Source organism: Nitriliruptor sp., from assembly GCF_040882075.1.
GTDB lineage: Bacteria > Actinomycetota > Nitriliruptoria > Nitriliruptorales > Nitriliruptoraceae > Nitriliruptor.
Genome location: NZ_JBBEBZ010000186.1, coordinates 1 through 15,091, shown reverse-complemented (window position 1 = coordinate 15,091; position 15,091 = coordinate 1). Strand labels below are relative to the sequence as shown.

The 15,091-nt window shown below is 73.7% G+C and carries 13 protein-coding genes, 1 tRNA gene and 1 pseudogene; 3 read left to right on the top strand and 12 right to left on the bottom strand.

Annotation, left to right across the window (positions count from 1 at the left end; all coding sequences use genetic code 11):
• Positions 1-104: 104 nt before the first annotated feature.
• The 5 genes from hpt to WEB03_RS12935 form a co-directional block, all read right to left on the bottom strand.
• Positions 105-677 carry a hypoxanthine phosphoribosyltransferase gene (gene hpt, locus WEB03_RS12955; RefSeq protein WP_368071368.1) on the bottom strand — a complete coding sequence of 191 codons (573 nt, stop codon included), beginning with the start codon at positions 675-677 and terminating at the stop codon, positions 105-107.
• Positions 678-755: 78 nt separating this feature from the next.
• Positions 756-2,243: a tRNA lysidine(34) synthetase TilS gene (tilS, locus tag WEB03_RS12950; RefSeq protein ID WP_368071367.1), complete on the bottom strand. Its 1,488-nt coding sequence runs from the start codon at positions 2,241-2,243 to the stop codon at positions 756-758.
• The gene (locus tag WEB03_RS12945; protein ID WP_368071366.1) at positions 2,240-3,310 is read right to left on the bottom strand and encodes a zinc-dependent metalloprotease; all 1,071 of its coding nucleotides are present in this window, start codon (positions 3,308-3,310) and stop codon (positions 2,240-2,242) included. Before WEB03_RS12945 ends, tilS begins: the two co-directional genes overlap by 4 nt.
• A 46-nt stretch (positions 3,311-3,356) precedes the next feature.
• The gene (locus WEB03_RS12940) at positions 3,357-3,701 is read right to left on the bottom strand and encodes a hypothetical protein (RefSeq protein ID WP_368071365.1); all 345 of its coding nucleotides are present in this window, start codon (positions 3,699-3,701) and stop codon (positions 3,357-3,359) included.
• Between the two features lie 135 nt (positions 3,702-3,836).
• The gene (locus tag WEB03_RS12935; RefSeq protein ID WP_368071364.1) at positions 3,837-4,664 is read right to left on the bottom strand and encodes a hypothetical protein; all 828 of its coding nucleotides are present in this window, start codon (positions 4,662-4,664) and stop codon (positions 3,837-3,839) included.
• A 156-nt stretch (positions 4,665-4,820) separates the two neighbouring features.
• Here WEB03_RS12935 and WEB03_RS12930 point away from each other — a divergent pair, with 156 nt between their 5' ends.
• On the top strand, positions 4,821-5,453 hold the full coding sequence (locus WEB03_RS12930; RefSeq protein ID WP_368071363.1) for an HAD family hydrolase: 633 nt from the start codon (positions 4,821-4,823) through the stop codon (positions 5,451-5,453).
• On the opposite strand, the gene WEB03_RS12925 is transcribed toward WEB03_RS12930, so the two are convergent.
• Positions 5,437-6,111: a VOC family protein gene (locus tag WEB03_RS12925; RefSeq protein ID WP_368071362.1), complete on the bottom strand. Its 675-nt coding sequence runs from the start codon at positions 6,109-6,111 to the stop codon at positions 5,437-5,439. The genes WEB03_RS12930 and WEB03_RS12925 overlap by 17 nt on opposite strands.
• A 160-nt stretch (positions 6,112-6,271) precedes the next feature.
• Positions 6,272-7,065: pseudogene (locus tag WEB03_RS12920) on the bottom strand (enoyl-CoA hydratase-related protein).
• Positions 7,066-7,201: 136 nt separating this feature from the next.
• Here WEB03_RS12920 and ppdK point away from each other — a divergent pair.
• Together ppdK and WEB03_RS12910 are read left to right on the top strand one after the other, a co-directional pair.
• On the top strand, positions 7,202-9,907 hold the full coding sequence (gene ppdK / locus WEB03_RS12915) for a pyruvate, phosphate dikinase (RefSeq protein ID WP_368071361.1): 2,706 nt from the start codon (positions 7,202-7,204) through the stop codon (positions 9,905-9,907).
• An 11-nt stretch (positions 9,908-9,918) separates the two neighbouring features.
• Positions 9,919-10,419 carry a hypothetical protein gene (locus WEB03_RS12910; protein ID WP_368071360.1) on the top strand — a complete coding sequence of 167 codons (501 nt, stop codon included), beginning with the start codon at positions 9,919-9,921 and terminating at the stop codon, positions 10,417-10,419.
• Between the two features lie 32 nt (positions 10,420-10,451).
• Here the strand turns inward: WEB03_RS12910 and WEB03_RS12905 are convergent, their stop codons facing one another.
• The 5 genes from WEB03_RS12905 to tmk all read right to left on the bottom strand — a co-directional run bounded on the left by WEB03_RS12905 (position 10,452) and on the right by tmk (position 15,030).
• Positions 10,452-11,057: a class I SAM-dependent methyltransferase gene (locus WEB03_RS12905; RefSeq protein ID WP_368071359.1), complete on the bottom strand. Its 606-nt coding sequence runs from the start codon at positions 11,055-11,057 to the stop codon at positions 10,452-10,454.
• A gap of 23 nt (positions 11,058-11,080) precedes the next feature.
• Positions 11,081-11,452, bottom strand: a complete 372-nt coding sequence (locus tag WEB03_RS12900) for a hypothetical protein (protein WP_368071358.1) — start codon at positions 11,450-11,452, stop codon at positions 11,081-11,083.
• 100 nt (positions 11,453-11,552) lie between these two features.
• Positions 11,553-11,628: transfer RNA gene (locus WEB03_RS12895), tRNA-Thr, on the bottom strand.
• Positions 11,629-11,668: 40 nt separating this feature from the next.
• Entirely contained in the window at positions 11,669-12,838 is a 1,170-nt protein-coding gene (locus WEB03_RS12890) for an ATP-binding protein (protein WP_368071357.1), read from the bottom strand.
• On the bottom strand, positions 12,835-15,030 hold the full coding sequence (gene tmk, locus WEB03_RS12885; protein WP_368071356.1) for a dTMP kinase: 2,196 nt from the start codon (positions 15,028-15,030) through the stop codon (positions 12,835-12,837). Before tmk ends, WEB03_RS12890 begins: the two co-directional genes overlap by 4 nt.
• Between the last annotated feature and the right edge of the window lie 61 nt (positions 15,031-15,091).

Sequence of the window (15,091 nt, the reverse complement as noted above, 5' to 3'; positions counted from 1 at the left end):
TCCTCCGAGCGAGGTTCGATGCTACCAGCGGGGTGGGTGGCCGGTCCCTGGCCTGCGGGGCCCCGGCGCACCGTTCGGCGCACGCCAGGCCGCGAGCCGGACGGTCAGGCCGCCCCGTACACCTCGGGCTTGAGGGTCGCGATGCACGGCAGGTTGCGGTACCGCTCGTCGTAGTCGAGCCCGTAGCCCACCACGAAGACGTCGGGGATCTCGAAGCCGACGTACTTGACCGGCAGATCGACCTCGCGGCGCGACGGCTTGGTCAGCAGCGCCATCAGCTCGAGCGACGCGGGCTTGCGCGAGCGCAGGTTCTTGACCAGGTAGTCGAGCGTCAGACCGGAGTCGACGATGTCCTCGACGATCACCACGTGCTTGCCCTCGATGTCGGTGTCGAGGTCCTTGAGGATGCGCACGACCCCGGACGAGGAGGTCGCGGCCCCGTACGAGGAGACCGCCATGAAGTCCACCGAGCAGCCGACCTCGAGGTGACGTGCCAGGTCGGCCATGACCAGGAACGCCCCCTTCAGGACCGCGACGAGGAGGATGTCCCGGCCGGTGTAGTCCTGCGACATGCGGGCGCCGAGCTCGGCGATCTTCGCCTCGATCCGGTCGCTCGAGATCAGCACCGACTCGATGTCGTCGCGGTGCAGGGCGGGGATGGCGTCCAGGTCGGACATCGTGGCTCCGTGGGTGCGAGAGGCGCGGCAGGCCGGGCTCCGTCACAGCCTGTCCGCGGAGCCGATGAAACATCGAGACTAACGGGGGGCGGGGGTGCTCGGGACCGCCAGCAGCTGCGCGGCGGGGGCGGCACGCCCGGCGGCGAGCACCTCCGCATCGACGACCACCCCCGGGATCCACACGACCCGGTCACCGGCCACGAGCAGCGGCCACCGGTCGCGGACCGGTCGGGGCACGCGGGCGTCCACGAACACGTCGGCGACGCGGCGCGTCCCACCGACGGCACGGCACCGGTCCCCCGGACGCCGGTGACGCAGCTCCAGCCCGGCGTGGACCAGCTCGGTCGGCAGCGCGAGCACGCACCGCTCGGCGGTCCCCCCAGGCGGCGGGGCGAGCCCGCCGAGGGCGGGGACCGGAAGGGTCCAGGCGCCGCTCAGCTCGAAGGTGATCTGTCCCGTGGTCGTCCCGTCGGCAGCGACGGACCCGGGGGTCCGGACCTCGACCGCGATGCCGGCCGGGTCCCACCTCGTGGTCCCCGGCAGCTGCAACGGGCGGGGCGGGCTGGGGATCGATCGGCGAGGTGCCACGGCACGCCAGCCGCCGCCCGCGGACACCTCGAGGGCGCCCACCTGGAGCCGGCGCCCCGCCCGGAGCGCGAGCAGGTCGGCGATCACGGCTGCAGGGGGCGGCAGCGCCTGGCCGAGGTCGGCGAACACGCGCCGCCAGAGTCGTCGCTGGACGGCCGCGGGGAGGCGCTCGAGCTGCTCGTCCCGCACGGCGAGCACGTCGCCGCACCGCACCGCGACCTCACCGAACGCCGCATCCGCGAGCGCCCCCAACGCATCGTCGTCCTCGGCGGCGAGTGCCGCGAGGCGCCCGAGCGCGCCGACGGGATCCGGGCCGACCTCACCGAGGAGAGGCAGCACCTGCGAACGGACGAGGACACGCCGCAGACGGGCGTCGTCGTTGGTCGGGTCGCTGGCGACCGGCAGGCCCTCGAGGGCCACGAAGCGACGCAGGTCCGCCCGACGCAGACGCAGGAGGGGGCGCACGAGGTCGGCTGAACGGGGGCGCATCGCGGCCAGTCCACCGACACCGGTCCCCCGCGCGATCCGTAGGACCACGGTCTCGGCCTGGTCGTCCGCGGTGTGGCCGACGAGGATGGCTTCGGCCCCCCGATCGCTCGCGACCCGGCGGAGCGCCGCGTACCGCGCGTCGCGGGCAGCGGCCTCGAGCCCCCGCCCGGAGCGCGCCACCGCGACCGCGGTGATCTCGAGGGCGAGCCCGAGGTAGGCGGCGTGACGCTCGACGACGACGACGTCCTCGGTGTCGTCCCGGAGCCCGTGCCGGACGTGGACGAGGGTGACGATCAGGTCCGGTCGCGCCTCGGTGGCCAGGTAGGCGAGCGCGGTCGAGTCCGGGCCACCGGACAGCGCGACGACGACGGCTGCGCCGCGCGGGAGGTGCGCGAGCTCAGCGGCGACGGCGTCGATCAGCGCGCCGCGGCCGCGGCCGGGGGGCAGCGGGCCCGGCCGCTGCGGTGGGTCCAGGTCCCCGCGCGTCACCCGCTCGGCAGGGACGCGGCCGGGGAGCCACCGACGCGAGCCAGCCAGCCCTCCGGGTCGGCGATCTCCTCGCCACGAGGCAGGTGGTCGGCGCGCTCGAAGGCGCGGTTGAGACCGTCCACCCCGGCGCGAGCGACCACGCCATCGACGAACCGTTCCCCCTCCGCGTACTGACGACGCTTGAGCTCGAACCCACCGACGGTGTTGAGGATCTTCGCGGTGAGGTCGCCGCGGCGGCTGGCGAGGTGCTCGCGCACGCCATCCGGGTCGTCGACCAGCCCGGTCGTGGCCCCGAACATGGCCGCGTTCCCGTGACCTTCGAGCAGGCTCATCAGCCCCTGTGCCTCGTCCATCACCGTCAGCTGGTCGGGGGTGAGCACGAGCTCGATCAGAGGCTGCGACGAGCCGGTCGCGATGACCTTCGCGATGGTCCCCGGCAGGCCGGCGGCCACGTCAGCGACGGCTTCGCCGGACAGCCGGGCGCCCTCGAGGTAGCGGTCGAGCAGCCCCTGCAGGTGCGGGCCGAGCCACGGCGAAGCGTCGAACTGCAGCCGGTGGGTGACCTCGTGGAGCAGCACCGTCCGCCGCACGTCGGTGGCCAGCTCACCGCGCTGCCGGCCGAGCTCGAGCACGTTCGGGCCCACGACGACCAGCTCTCCCGTCGCGCCGCCGGCGACCCGCGAGCCGAGCGGCAGCACGTACTGGCCGAGCACCCGCGTGGACAGCAGCCCGAGCAGCCCGCCGAGCTGGGCCCCGAGCACCCGCGAGGTCACGGCGCGTCGGGGTCCGAGCCGCTCGCGGAGCGGCTCGAAGGCGCCGCGCATGCCCGCCAGGTTCGCGCGGACCCACCCGAGGCGCCCGATCACGCGGGCGCGCGTCGGGGGCAGGTCGGCGCCGAGACCGGACCAGCGCCGCGCCGCTTCGTCGATGGCCGGCAGGTCCGCGGCGACCTCGGCCCGCAGCCGAGCGGCCGCCTCGGCATCGTCACGCTTGCCGATCACCACCAGCCGGGCCGCCGCGATGGCGACCCGCTCGTCGATCAGCGGCGGTGAGGTCGGGTGGGCCACGGGTGCCGACCTCTCTGATCGGATCAGGTCTCGCGCTGGACCTCGGTCAGGCCGCGTCGTGCTTGGCGGGCCGGACCACCAGGAGGTACCAGAGTCCGATCCCGATCACGAGCCCCACGACCCCGACGACCAGCAGGATCAACGACGCCGCCCAGTGGAACGGCAGGTCCGGGTCCTCGTACCCGGCCAGCGACCGGGCCGGGTTGTCGAGCTCGTCACGCGGTATCGGGTCCGGTCCGAGGGGCTCGTCATCCGCAGCCGCGGCCAGCACGACGTCGGCCGGGGTCTCGACCACGTCGGCCGGGGCCTCGACCACGTCGGCGGAGGCCGCGCTGGGCACGAGAAGCAGGGCGATCAGCGCCAGCAACAGGGGCGCGAGGAGGCGGCGCATCGGGCGGCTCCGAGGGGCTCGGGGGCGGTTCGAGTCGACGGTGCGCACACGAGCGAGGTTCGAGCTCGGGCGACGCGGGAGCCTACCTCAGGCCCGTCCGAGGTTCCGAAGCGGCGGGTCCGGCGCACGGGTGCATCAGGGCGCGATCAGGTCGCGGAACTCGCCGGGCAGCGACGACGAGGCGTCCTGGTCGGTGGCGTCGCCCACGCCGCCGAACCGGTCGAACAGCTCGACGATCCGCGGCGGCTCGTCGTCCTCGCCCGGTTCGGCCGTCGGCAGCTCGGGGATGGCCGGCACGGTGCCGGGCCCGCCGCTCGTCGGAGCGGGGTCCGCCGGAGGGGTGGCGTCGTCGCCGGGGGGCTCGCCCGGCGAGGTCCGCGGGGTCGGCGACTCGAGCGGGGTGATGGACCGCTCCGGGACCAGCGTGGGCGACGGCAACCCACCGTCGGGGAGCGGCGATCGGGTCTCCTCCGCGGTGCGAGCGTCGAACCCCGCGTCGACGGAGCGGGCGTCCTGTTCCGAGCGGGCGACGGTGGTCTGCGGGCCGATCGGGGGATCGCCGACCCCGACCGCCACGACGGCGAGCACGGCGGCGGCGGTGCCGAGCAGGACCCCGGCGCGGTGGAGGACGGTCGCGAGGCGGTCACGCGGCCCGCCGTTCGACCCGGTGGTCGACTCCAGGAGGGCGGGCTCGTCAGGTGTCGGGTCGCCGATCCGAGCCTGCGCCGCGGTCGCGACCACCTCGCCGATGCGCTGCTCGAGGATCTGGAGCAGGAGGCGGTGGTCATCGAGGGCCGCGCGGACCTCGTCCTCGTCGCCTCCCGCGATGGCCGCATCGCTGCGCAGCAGCGCGGCGTCCCAGGCCAGCCGGGAGGTACCGAGCTCACGGTGGAGGTCACCGGCGAGGCGCGCACGATCGGTCGCCGACGGACGTCGGTCGCCTCCGTTGCTGTGGTCGCTCACGGTTCGATCCTGGCTGGGTGCTGGTGGAGGCTTCCACGCGCACGGGGCAGGTTCCTGCTGGCGACCCCCGCCACTCGTCCGCGCCGACCGGTAGGACCGACCATCCGGTCGGGCACCGCACGGTCGGGAGGCGGCCACGGCCGCTACCAAGGGGGCATGAGCTCACGCCCCGCCGCCCTCCTGGACCTCGACGGCACGCTCGTCGATTCGGTCTACCACCACGTCGTCGCCTGGCAGGACGCCCTCCGCGAGGTCGGCCACGAGATCCCCGCCGTGCGCATCCACGCCGGCATCGGGATGGGCGGCGACCGCCTGTTGCCCTGGCTCCTCGGTGGCCACGACGCGGACGGGACCGAGGAGGCCGCGGACGGCCACCGTCGACGCTTCCTGGCCCGGGCCGACGATCTGCGGCCGACGCCGGGGGCGCGGGAGCTGCTCGAGGACCTGCGGGTGCGCGAGGTCCCGTTCGTCATCGCCACCTCCGCCGGGGAGGAGGAACGCGAGGCGCTGCTGGCCGTGCTCGGCGAACCCGACCTGCCGCTCGCCGGCGCGGGTGAGCACGACAGCAAGCCGTCACCCGAGACGCTGATCGCCGCCTGCGGTCAGCTGGGGGTGACCCCGGACCACGCGGTGCTCGTCGGCGACTCGCCGTGGGACGCCATCGCCGCGCGCCGGACCGGCGTCCGCCCGATCGGGGTGCGCTGCGGCGGCTTCGGTGACGAGGTCCTGCGCGAGGCGGGGGTCACGCGCATCGTGGATCACCCGCGCGAGCTCATCGGCCAGCTCTGACGGGCTGGTCGTCCTCGCGGGCCGCCTCACCTCGCGGCGGCCGCGGGGTCAGGAACGCCACGGGCACGCTGATGTCGAGCTCCGCGGTCCTCACGGTGGCGATCTCGCGGCCCGGCTGCACCGCCGCCTGGGGTGCTCCGGTGACCCCAGCGAAGACCCGCAGGTCCGGGACGGTGAAGGCCAGCCCCGCGAACACGGCCGGGCCGTCGCCCGCGGGAGCGATCGGGCCGATCAGCTCGAGCAGGCTGGTGCCGAGCTTCCAGAAGCGGTACCGGAAACCCTCGTCCCCGCGTGCGGCGTCGATGGTGCGACGTGGCTCGATGCCGAGAGCGATGATGGCTGCGGAGGTCCGCTCGACGTCGGGCGTCGCCACGACGAGGTGGTCGAGGGCGACCACCGCGTACCCACGGCCCGTGGCGGTCGCATCCGGATCCTGCTGGCGGTCGCCAGCGGTGGCCGGGGCGAGCCCGTCTACCGCGTGATCGATGCGCGGATCGAGCTCCCACCCGAGGATGCCGCGCGGGCCGTCCGCCCCCACGAGCCGCACGGTCACGCCACCCACGGTGAGGTGATCGCCGACGACGGGAAGACCCATCTCGGCCCAGGCGGACGGCTCGTCGCCGACGACCAAGCCCGTGAGCCGCAGCGTTCGTCCCACCCCAGCCGCCTCATCGCCCGCGCACCCGACGCGATCGCGGTCGGTCGATCGAGACTAGGAGCGTGAACGTCGACGGCCAGGGCCCTAGGGCACTCATGACCGGGCCTCCGGTCCCGACCGGAGGCGGCCGAACGGCCGTCCGCAGGGGGTCCGGGCAGCGTCAGCCCTTGAAGGTGGACGACCCCGCGTCGCCGAACGGCGCGTCCCGCTCGCGGACAGCCTCGCGGAAGCCCGCATCGGCCGCGCGGCGCTGGAAGGCGTACCCCTCGGCGGTGTGGCGGGTGATGCCGTCGAAGACGGTGCCGAGGAGCTGGGTCTGGTGCAGACCCTGGCCGTAGAGGGACTGGTTGACCAGGTGCTTCATCATCGCCAGCTGGTTCCAGGGCACGCGGGCGATGCGTTCGACCAGGATCTCGGTGCGCTCGTCGAGGTGGTGGGCGACCCCCAGACCCGGGACGGGGGGTAGCCGATCTTGGCGTCCTCGGCGATGACGAGCAGGTCGCTGCAGAGCGCGAGGTCGGTGCCGCCGGCGACGCAGAACCCGTGGACCTTGCAGACCACCGGGGTCGAGGCGTGGAACAGCGACATGAAGGTGCGCACGTTCCGGCTCATCATCGCGTGGTCGACCATCGGGTCCCAGGTCCCCTCCGGGTCGTGGTTGGCGGCCACGACCGCGGGGTCGATCGGCGATCCGGGCGGCGGGGACACGCGGTCGTCACCGAAGCGGCCCATCCCCTCGGCGCTGTCCACGAGGTCGTAGCCCCCGCAGAACCCCTTGCCGTTCCCGCTCAGCACGATCACGTGCACGTCCGGATCGAGGTCCGCGCGCTCGACGCAGGTGCCGAGCTCGGCGATCAGGCGCGGGGTCAACCCGTTCCCGCGCTCGGGCCGGTCGAGGGTGATCCGCGCCACCCGATCGGCCACCTCGTACTCGATCGTCTCCAACGCTTCCACGGTTCGCTCCCGACGTCCGGCACCGCACCGTAGGTCACCCGGAGGCTGGTCCTTGGACCCTCGCCCGCAGCGCCTGCTGGACGTACCTTGGACGCGGCCCCCCGTGCGGGGCGGCCACGCCCGAGGAGGGCTCGCCGTGGACACCTCGACGCTCGTTCCCGCACCTGTCGCTCGCACGAACGACGGATCGCCGCCCACACCGCGCCGGTGGGTGCGGCTGTTCGAGGAGGGCGGCGCCGACCAGCGCGACCTGCTCGGCGGCAAGGGCGCGAACCTCGCCGAGATGGTGCGGATGGGCCTGCCGGTCCCCCCCGGTTTCACGGTGACCACCGAGGCCTGCCGGGCGACCACGGCGGCGGACGGCACCGCGCCGAGCGAGCTCGCCGACGAGGTGCGCTCCGCCATCGCTCACCTCGAGCAGGTGACGGGCCTCGGGTTCGGTGACCCCACCGCACCCCTGTTGTTGTCGGTCCGGTCCGGTGCCAAGTTCTCCATGCCGGGGATGATGGACACCGTCCTCGACCTCGGCCTGAACCCCGAGACCGTCGCCGGGCTCGAGGCGAAGACCGGCGACCGGTGGTTCGCGCTGGACGCCTACCGGCGCCTGCTGGACCTCTTCGGGCGGGTCGTGCTCGGGGTGCCCGAGGAGCAGTTGTCCGCCGCGGCGACGCCGCTGCTCGAACGCCACGCCGTCACCGACCCGAGCGGTCTGCCGGTGGAGGGGCTCGAGGAGCTCATCGCGGCCTACGACGCCGCGATCGTGGCAGCGACCGGACGCCCCTTCCCGACCGACCCGTGGGAGCAGCTCGACGCGGCGATCCTGGCCGTCTTCCGGTCCTGGAACGGCAACCGCGCCGTGACCTACCGGCGCATGGAGGGCATCTCGGACGATCTCGGTACCGCCGTGAACGTGCAGGTCATGGTGTTCGGCAACGCGGGTGACGACTCCGGCACCGGGGTCGCGTTCACGCGTGACCCCGCGACCGGCGAGGCACGCCCGGTGGGCGACTTCCTCCTGCACGCCCAGGGGGAGGACGTCGTCGCCGGGACCCGGACCACCGAACCGCTGTCGCACCTCGGCGCGGTGTTCCCCGAGTGCGAGGTCGAGCTGCTGGAGGTCTTCCGGCGGCTCGAGGAGCGCTACCGCGACCTGTGCGACATCGAGTTCACCATCGAGCACGGGACCCTGTACGTCCTCCAGACGCGGGTCGGCAAGCGGACGGCGCTGGCGGCGCTCCGGATCGCGGTCGAGCTCGTCGACGAGGGGGTCATCGAGCCCGCCGAGGCGGTCGCCCGCTTCACCCCCGACCAGCTCGAGATGCTGCTCCACCCGCGCTTCGACCCGGCCGCCAGCTACGAGCCGGTCACGCGGGGTCTGGCTGCCTCCCCCGGTGCTGCCGCCGGGGAGGTGGTGCTGACCGCGGACGCCGCCGTCGCGCGCGCCGCCGAGGGCGTCGACGTGCTGCTGGTACGGCCGCAGACCTCGCCCGAGGACCTGCACGGGATCCTGGCGGCACGCGGGGTGCTCACGAGCCGCGGCGGACTCGTCAGCCACGCCGCCGTGGTCGCCCGCGGGATCGGCAAGCCCGCCGTCTGCGGCGCGGCCGACCTGGTCGTCGACCCGGACGCGGGCACGGTCACGATCGGCGACGTCGTCATCCACGCGGGTGACACCATCTCGATCGACGGGACCAGCGGCGACGTCGTGGTCGGCGAGGTCGCCGTCGTCGCGCCCGCCGCGCCGCCCGAGCTGGTCCGCCTGCTCGGCTGGGCCGACGAGGTCCGCGAGCTGCGGGTGCTGACCAACGCCGACACGCCGGAGGACGCCCGGGCAGCGTTGGAGCGGGGCGCGGAGGGCATCGGCCTGTGCCGGACCGAGCACCAGTTCCTCGGTGACCGGCTGCCACTCGTCCGCCACGTCATCCTCGCCACCGACGATGCCGATCGGGACGAGGCCATCGCCGACCTCTACGTCCAGCAGCGGCACGACTTCGTCGAGCTGCTCGAGGCGGTCGACGGGCTGCCCGTGACCGTGCGCCTGCTCGACCCCCCGCTCCACGAGTTCCTCCCGCGCGTCGAGCAACTGCTGGTCGCGGACGCGACGCGTGGCCTGTCGGAGGAGGAACACCACCTGCTCGACGGGGCGCTGGCGTGGCGTGAGGACGATCCCATGCTCGGGATCCGCGGCGTCCGACTGGGCCTGCTCCGGCCCGAGATCTACGCGGTCCAGGTGCGGGCGCTGCTCGACGCAGCGGTAGAACGGTCCGCTGCAGGCGGTGATCCGCAGGTGCGCATCATGATCCCGCTGGTCAGCGCTCCCGCCGAGCTCGCCGCCGCGTTGGCGGCGGTCCGGGCGGTGGCTGCGGAGGTGGAGGCGGCTGCCGGCCACCCGCTCAGCTACGAGGTCGGCGCGATGATCGAGACCCCGCGCGCGGCGCTGCTCGCCGGTGTCATCGCCGAGCAGGTCGACTTCCTGTCCTTCGGCACCAACGACCTGACCCAGATGACGTTCGGGTTCTCGCGGGACGACGTCGAAGCCCGGCTGCTGCCCCCGTACCTCGCCCAGGGCATCCTGCCCGCCGACCCGTTCGAGACCATCGACGTCGACGGCGTGGGCGAGCTGGTGCGGACGGCCGTGGAGCGCATCCGCGCGACGGACCCGACGGTGGACATCAGCGTCTGCGGCGAGCACGGTGGTGATCCGACCTCCGTGGGCTTCTTCTCGGCGGTCGGGTTCGACGACGTATCGTGCTCGCCCTTCCGGGTGCCCGTGGCCCGCCTCGCGGCGGCGCACGCGGAGCTCGGACTGCTCGGTCCCGCCAGCCACGACGCCTCCGTCTGACAGGACACCCCGTGGAACGTCCGCTCTACGCCTACGACTACGCCGACGTCCCCTACGACGACGCCATCGAGCTGCTCGCGACCGATCCGGAGCGCCTGCTCCAGGACGCGACGGATCGTTCGGCGGCCCACGCCGAGGAGGTCGTCGGCAACCTCGCGGTCGACCTCGGCGGCTTCGAGCTCGGCCGTGACGTGGTGATCGAGCTCGATGCGTTCCAGCCGGTCGAGGTGCTGCGCGGCGTCCTCCCCCTGCGCTGGCGGGCGGCGCGGGGGCACCTGCTGTTCCCCACCGTCGATGCCCAGCTCGAGATCACCGCGCTGTCGCTGTCGCCCCCGCGGGTGCAGGTCGCCCTGACCGGCAGCTACGACCCGCCCTTCGGGGTCGCGGGCGACCTGCTCGACCGCGCCGGCCCTCACCGGGTCGCGGAGGCGGTCGTGCACCGCTTCGTCCGCGAGGTCACCGCTCGGCTCGAGCTGATCGCCGGCGGCTCGGACCGGTCGAGCCGCATCTGACCCGTCGTTGCCGAGCCGTCCGCCGCCGGCGCCTACCCGGCCGCTCGACGGAGGACGAGCCGGGCCTCGTGGCGGTCCTCGTCGGTCCACCCCTCCTCGAGGGCGATCACCTCGAGGGCCGCGTCGGCGGCGGTGAACCGGTCGGCGAGCTGCGCCACCTCGCCGTCTTCGAGCAGGAAGTGGCGTGGCGGCCGGTCGTGCCGATCGAGGTTGCTGACCGTCGCCTGGCACAGCAGCAGCGTGCCGCTTGGCGCGAGCTCGGCGGGGAGCCGGGACCAGACGTCCCGGTCGAGCCAGTGGGTGACGACGATCACGTCCCAGGGGCCGGCGGGCAGCGGGTCCCGTGACAGGTCGGCGCGCACCACGTCGAGGCTGACCCCGGTGTCGATCGCGCGCCGCGTCGCTTCGGCGCACGCGGTGTCCGACACGTCGACCAGCGTGACATCGAGGCCGCGCGCGGCGAGCCACAGCGCGTGCCGGCCGGTGCCTCCGGCCACGTCGACGGCGCGACCGGAGGTCGGCAGCAGCGCGTCGTTCGCGGTGAGGAAGCTCGACGGGTCGGTCGGGGCCGTGCCGCTACCCACCGCGTCCGCGTGCTTGCGGTTCCAACGCGCCCGTGGGTCGTCCGGCGGCTCCACCTCGGCTCCGTCCCGTCGAGAGGTCAGGTGAGCAGGGTCCGCACGTCCAACACCAGCGTGGTGGCCAGCAGCGCCACCACGATCAGGATGAACGCGGTGTACGCCCACCGTCGTGACCAGTCGGCGAGCCAGACGCGGCGCAGGCTGACGACCGCCATGACGCCAGCCACGATCGACAGGACGATGGCGATGGGGGTGGCGACGACCCCCAAGCCGGTGATCAGCGGCGCCGTGGCCGGGATGATGGCGTAGGTGATGACGCACCGGACCGCGGAGATGGCCAGCGACCCCTTGAGCGGCATGAGCGCACGGGGTTCAGCGTGTTCGACGCGCAGCAGCTGCCGAGCCAGGCGTTCGGCCGCCGAGCGGGGCGGTGCCTGCACCGGGGTGATCATCGCGGGTGTCGTCCTCCGACCGGCGCGAGCGTGCGCACGGGCGGCGCGAGGGTACGGGAGCGGGCGGGGTGCCCCGCACCGAGGCGAGGACGGTCGTGGCTGGAGCCGGGACGGGGAATCGAACCCCGGACCTATTCATTACGAGTGAATCGCTCTGCCGACTGAGCTATCCCGGCGTGTGCGGTGCGGATGCTACCGCCCGGACGGAGGAGACGATCAGCTGGCGGCGGCCTGGGCGTACAGCGGCAGCGCGATGGCGAGCAGGAGCCGTTCGAGCTGGAGCTCGGGAGCGCCGTTGCGATCCAGCGCCTCGCGGCACCGGGCGATCGCCCGCAGGCCCTGGACCGCGGCGGGCGGCGGCAGGCGGACCGCGTCACGCTGGAGCGAGGCGAGGTGGTCGACGTTGATCACCTGATCGGGCCCAGCTCCCGATGCGACGGCGAGCAGGTCACGCAGCTGGCTCGCGAGCGTGTCGAGGAGGGTGTCGAGCGCGCGACGCATCTCGGCCCGCTCGAGCCGGGCGTGCCGCTGCTCGAGCCGCTTCTTCACGCCGGTCGGCCACCCGCGTCCGCGTTCGTCGACGCCGTAGGACTCCTCGTAGCTCGCGAACTCGGCGAGGTGCTTGTCCTTCAGCGGGGCGACCCGTCCACGCGCCCACGCCGTCAGCTCCTTGGCCAGCGGGACGACCAGCCCAGGCCCCCCGGTCGCGAGCCGGTCGAGCAGCGCGAGGTGCTGCCAGCGCGCTTCGGCGAGCTCGGGGTCGGCGAGGTCGCGGAGCCGCTCGGGCGAGCCGAGCGACGCGCGCGCCAGCTCGAGGGCGCGGTCCGCAGGGACGCCGAGCTCGCGGGTGGCGAGCTGGGTCAGCGCGTTCGGCCCCCACGGCACGACGTCGAGCCGGCGGCAGCGCGACAGGATGGTGTCGAGCAGCGCGGACTCGTCCGAGGCTTCGAGGACCCACACCACCGATGGGGGCGGCTCCTCGAGGATCTTCAGGAAGGCGTTCTGCGCCGACTCGTTCATGCGGTCGGCCGCGACCACCCGCATCACCCGTCGCTGCCCCTCGGTGAGGGACCGCGACGCGGTGGTGATCCAGTCGTGGACCGCGTCGACGAGGTGGAACTGGCCCTCGGGCTCGAAGACGTCCACCGCTGGGTGGACGCCACGTCCGATCCGCAGACACGTGGAGCACTCGCCGCACCCGGCGTCGGCGGATCGGTCGGGGCAGTTGAGCGCCGCGGCGAGCGCCCGGACCGCTTCGGGCTGCCCCACGCCGGTCGGACCGACCAGCAACCAGGCGTGCGCGACCTCGTCGCTCCGCAGCGCGGCGCGGAGCGCTTCGACCGCAGCGGGCTGCCCGAGCACCTCGTCCCAGGTCACACCGTTCACGAAGGTTCCTCCCGGCCCCGGGTCTCGACCGGCAGGGCGGTCGTCTCGGCCGCGGACACGGCCGTCGTCTCCGCCGTCGGCAGGGGCAGCGTGCCGTCCGGGCTCGGGGTCGGGTCCGGGATCGGACCCGGATCCGGGTCCGCGACGGCGCCGCCGTCCTCGGGGCTGGTCGGTGGGCGGTCGCGGTCCCGGTCACGCTCGCCGAGCAGCTCGAGCGCCACGTCCCGGATGCGGTGGTGGAGCTGTTCGACCGGTCGCGTGGCGTCGAGCACGAGGTAGCGGTCCGGGTCGAGCTCCGCGCGGGCGCGGTAGGCAGCAGCCACGGAGCGGTGGAAGTCGAGCCCTGCAGCCTCGAGACGGTCCGGGGTGCCGCTGTCGGTGGCGCGCCGGAGGCCCTCGGCCGGATCGACGTCGAGCAGGACCACGAGGTCGGGGACGACCTCGCCGGTCGCCCAGGCGTTGAGGTCGGCGACGGCCCGCTCACCGAGCCCTCGGCCCGCACCCTGGTAGACGATCGAGGAATCGACGTACCGGTCGCACAGCACGACCGCCCCCTTCTCGATGGCGGGACGGATGACCTCGTCGACGTGTTGCGCACGTGCCGCGGCGTACAGCAACGCTTCGGTCCGGTCGCTCATCTCGTCGGACGAGCGCGAGAGCAGCACCTCGCGGATGCGCTCGCCGATGGCGGTACCGCCCGGCTCCCGCGTCACCACGGCGTCCCAGCCGGTGCGCTCGATGGCTGATCGCAGGAGCCGGATCTGGGTGGACTTCCCCGAGCCGTCGCCACCCTCGAAGACGATGAAGATGCCGTGCCGAATGAGCGGTTCGACGGAGGAGTCGAGGTCCAGGCCGGGTTCGCTCGTGATGGCACGGTGGAGGGCTCTCCCGGTCAGCACCGCGCCGGTCAGCGCCAGCGCTCCGGCGATGAGGATCGAGATCCGGATGCCCCCGAAGGCGTACGGGTAGAAAGAGCTGCCCGGCTCCGGGCGCTCCCGGCCGATCGCGCCGACGAACAGCGGCACGGCGAGGGTGGCCCCGAACAGGGCCACGCGGACCCCGGAGTTGAACGCCGCGAACGTGCGCCCGCGGATGGCGTCCCCGGAGCGCTGCTGGAGCACGGTGTAGCCGACGATGAAGGCGACGCCGGCGCCGATGCCCATCGTGAGGGCCGGGATCACGGCCCAGCCGAGCGACGGCATCGGCGCGAGCGCCAGGAGGGAGACCCCCGCGATCCCGATCCCGGGGGCGAACAGCCGCTCGGGCTCGATCCGCTGGCTGAGCGGCGGCGCGAGCACCAGACCGCCGATGAGCCCGATGCCGACCAGCCCCACCAGGATGCCGAAACCGGACTGGCCGGCGTTGAGCACGCGGGCGAAGAACTCACCGACCGAGATGACCACGCCCGCCGCCGCGAACGCGACCATGACGCCGACGATCAGCGCGCGGACGACGGGCTGGCGCGCGATGAAGCGGAACCCCTCGAGCAGCTGCTCCCAAGGCCCGGGAGGCTCGGCGCCGTCCGTGGTCGCCATCGAGGTGCCGTGACGCGCCGCGGGTGGAACCTCGAGCCGCGCGAGCAGCGGTGCCGAGATCCAGTAGGAGAAGGCGTTGACCCAGATGGGCAGCGCGATGGGTCGCTCGGCCAGGAACGACCCCTCGGGGGCCAGCGTCAGGGCCAGCGCCACGAGCGCCGCGTTGAGCAGGGCGCCGATCGGCAGGGTCCCGTAGGTCGACAGCAGGTTGATCTGGTTGGCCAGCACGAGCTCGCTGCGCTTGACGAGGGACGGGAAGACCGCGTCCTTGGCCGGCGCGAACAGCGACGACATGCCCTCGATCACGAGCGTGGCGAGCACGAGGGTGAACACCTCGTTGGTGAACGGGATCAGCACCATCACCAGGCCCCGACCGAGGTCGGTCCCGATGAGCACGTGCTTGCGGTCCCACCGGTCCACGAGGACGCCCGCGACCGTGCCGAGCAACAGCGACGGCAGGACCCGGGCCATCATGACGCCGGACACGGCGAACAGCGCCGCGTTGCCCGGACCGAGGATGTCCGCCGTCAGCGTGATGATGGCGAAGAACCCCATCCAGTCGCCGACCGCGGAGCTCAGCGTGGCGAGGGTGAGGTTGCGGAAGCCGCGGTTCTTGAGCAGGCCGACGTAGGCACTTGGGGCGACTCCCCCGAGCACCGATCCGCCTGCGGGGGGGTCCCCCGTTCCGCTCGCGTCCATCGCGGGAGCCTACCCCTCG

What these genes read in the sequence shown, in the direction of transcription:
- hpt (WP_368071368.1), bottom strand. Translation starts at nt 677, where the DNA reads ATGTCCGACCTGGACGCCATCCCCGCCCTGCACCGCGACGACATCGAG.
- WEB03_RS12930 (WP_368071363.1), top strand. Translation starts at nt 4,821, where the DNA reads ATGAGCTCACGCCCCGCCGCCCTCCTGGACCTCGACGGCACGCTCGTC.
- WEB03_RS12940 (WP_368071365.1), bottom strand. Translation starts at nt 3,701, where the DNA reads ATGCGCCGCCTCCTCGCGCCCCTGTTGCTGGCGCTGATCGCCCTGCTT.
- WEB03_RS12900 (WP_368071358.1), bottom strand. Translation starts at nt 11,452, where the DNA reads ATGATCACCCCGGTGCAGGCACCGCCCCGCTCGGCGGCCGAACGCCTG.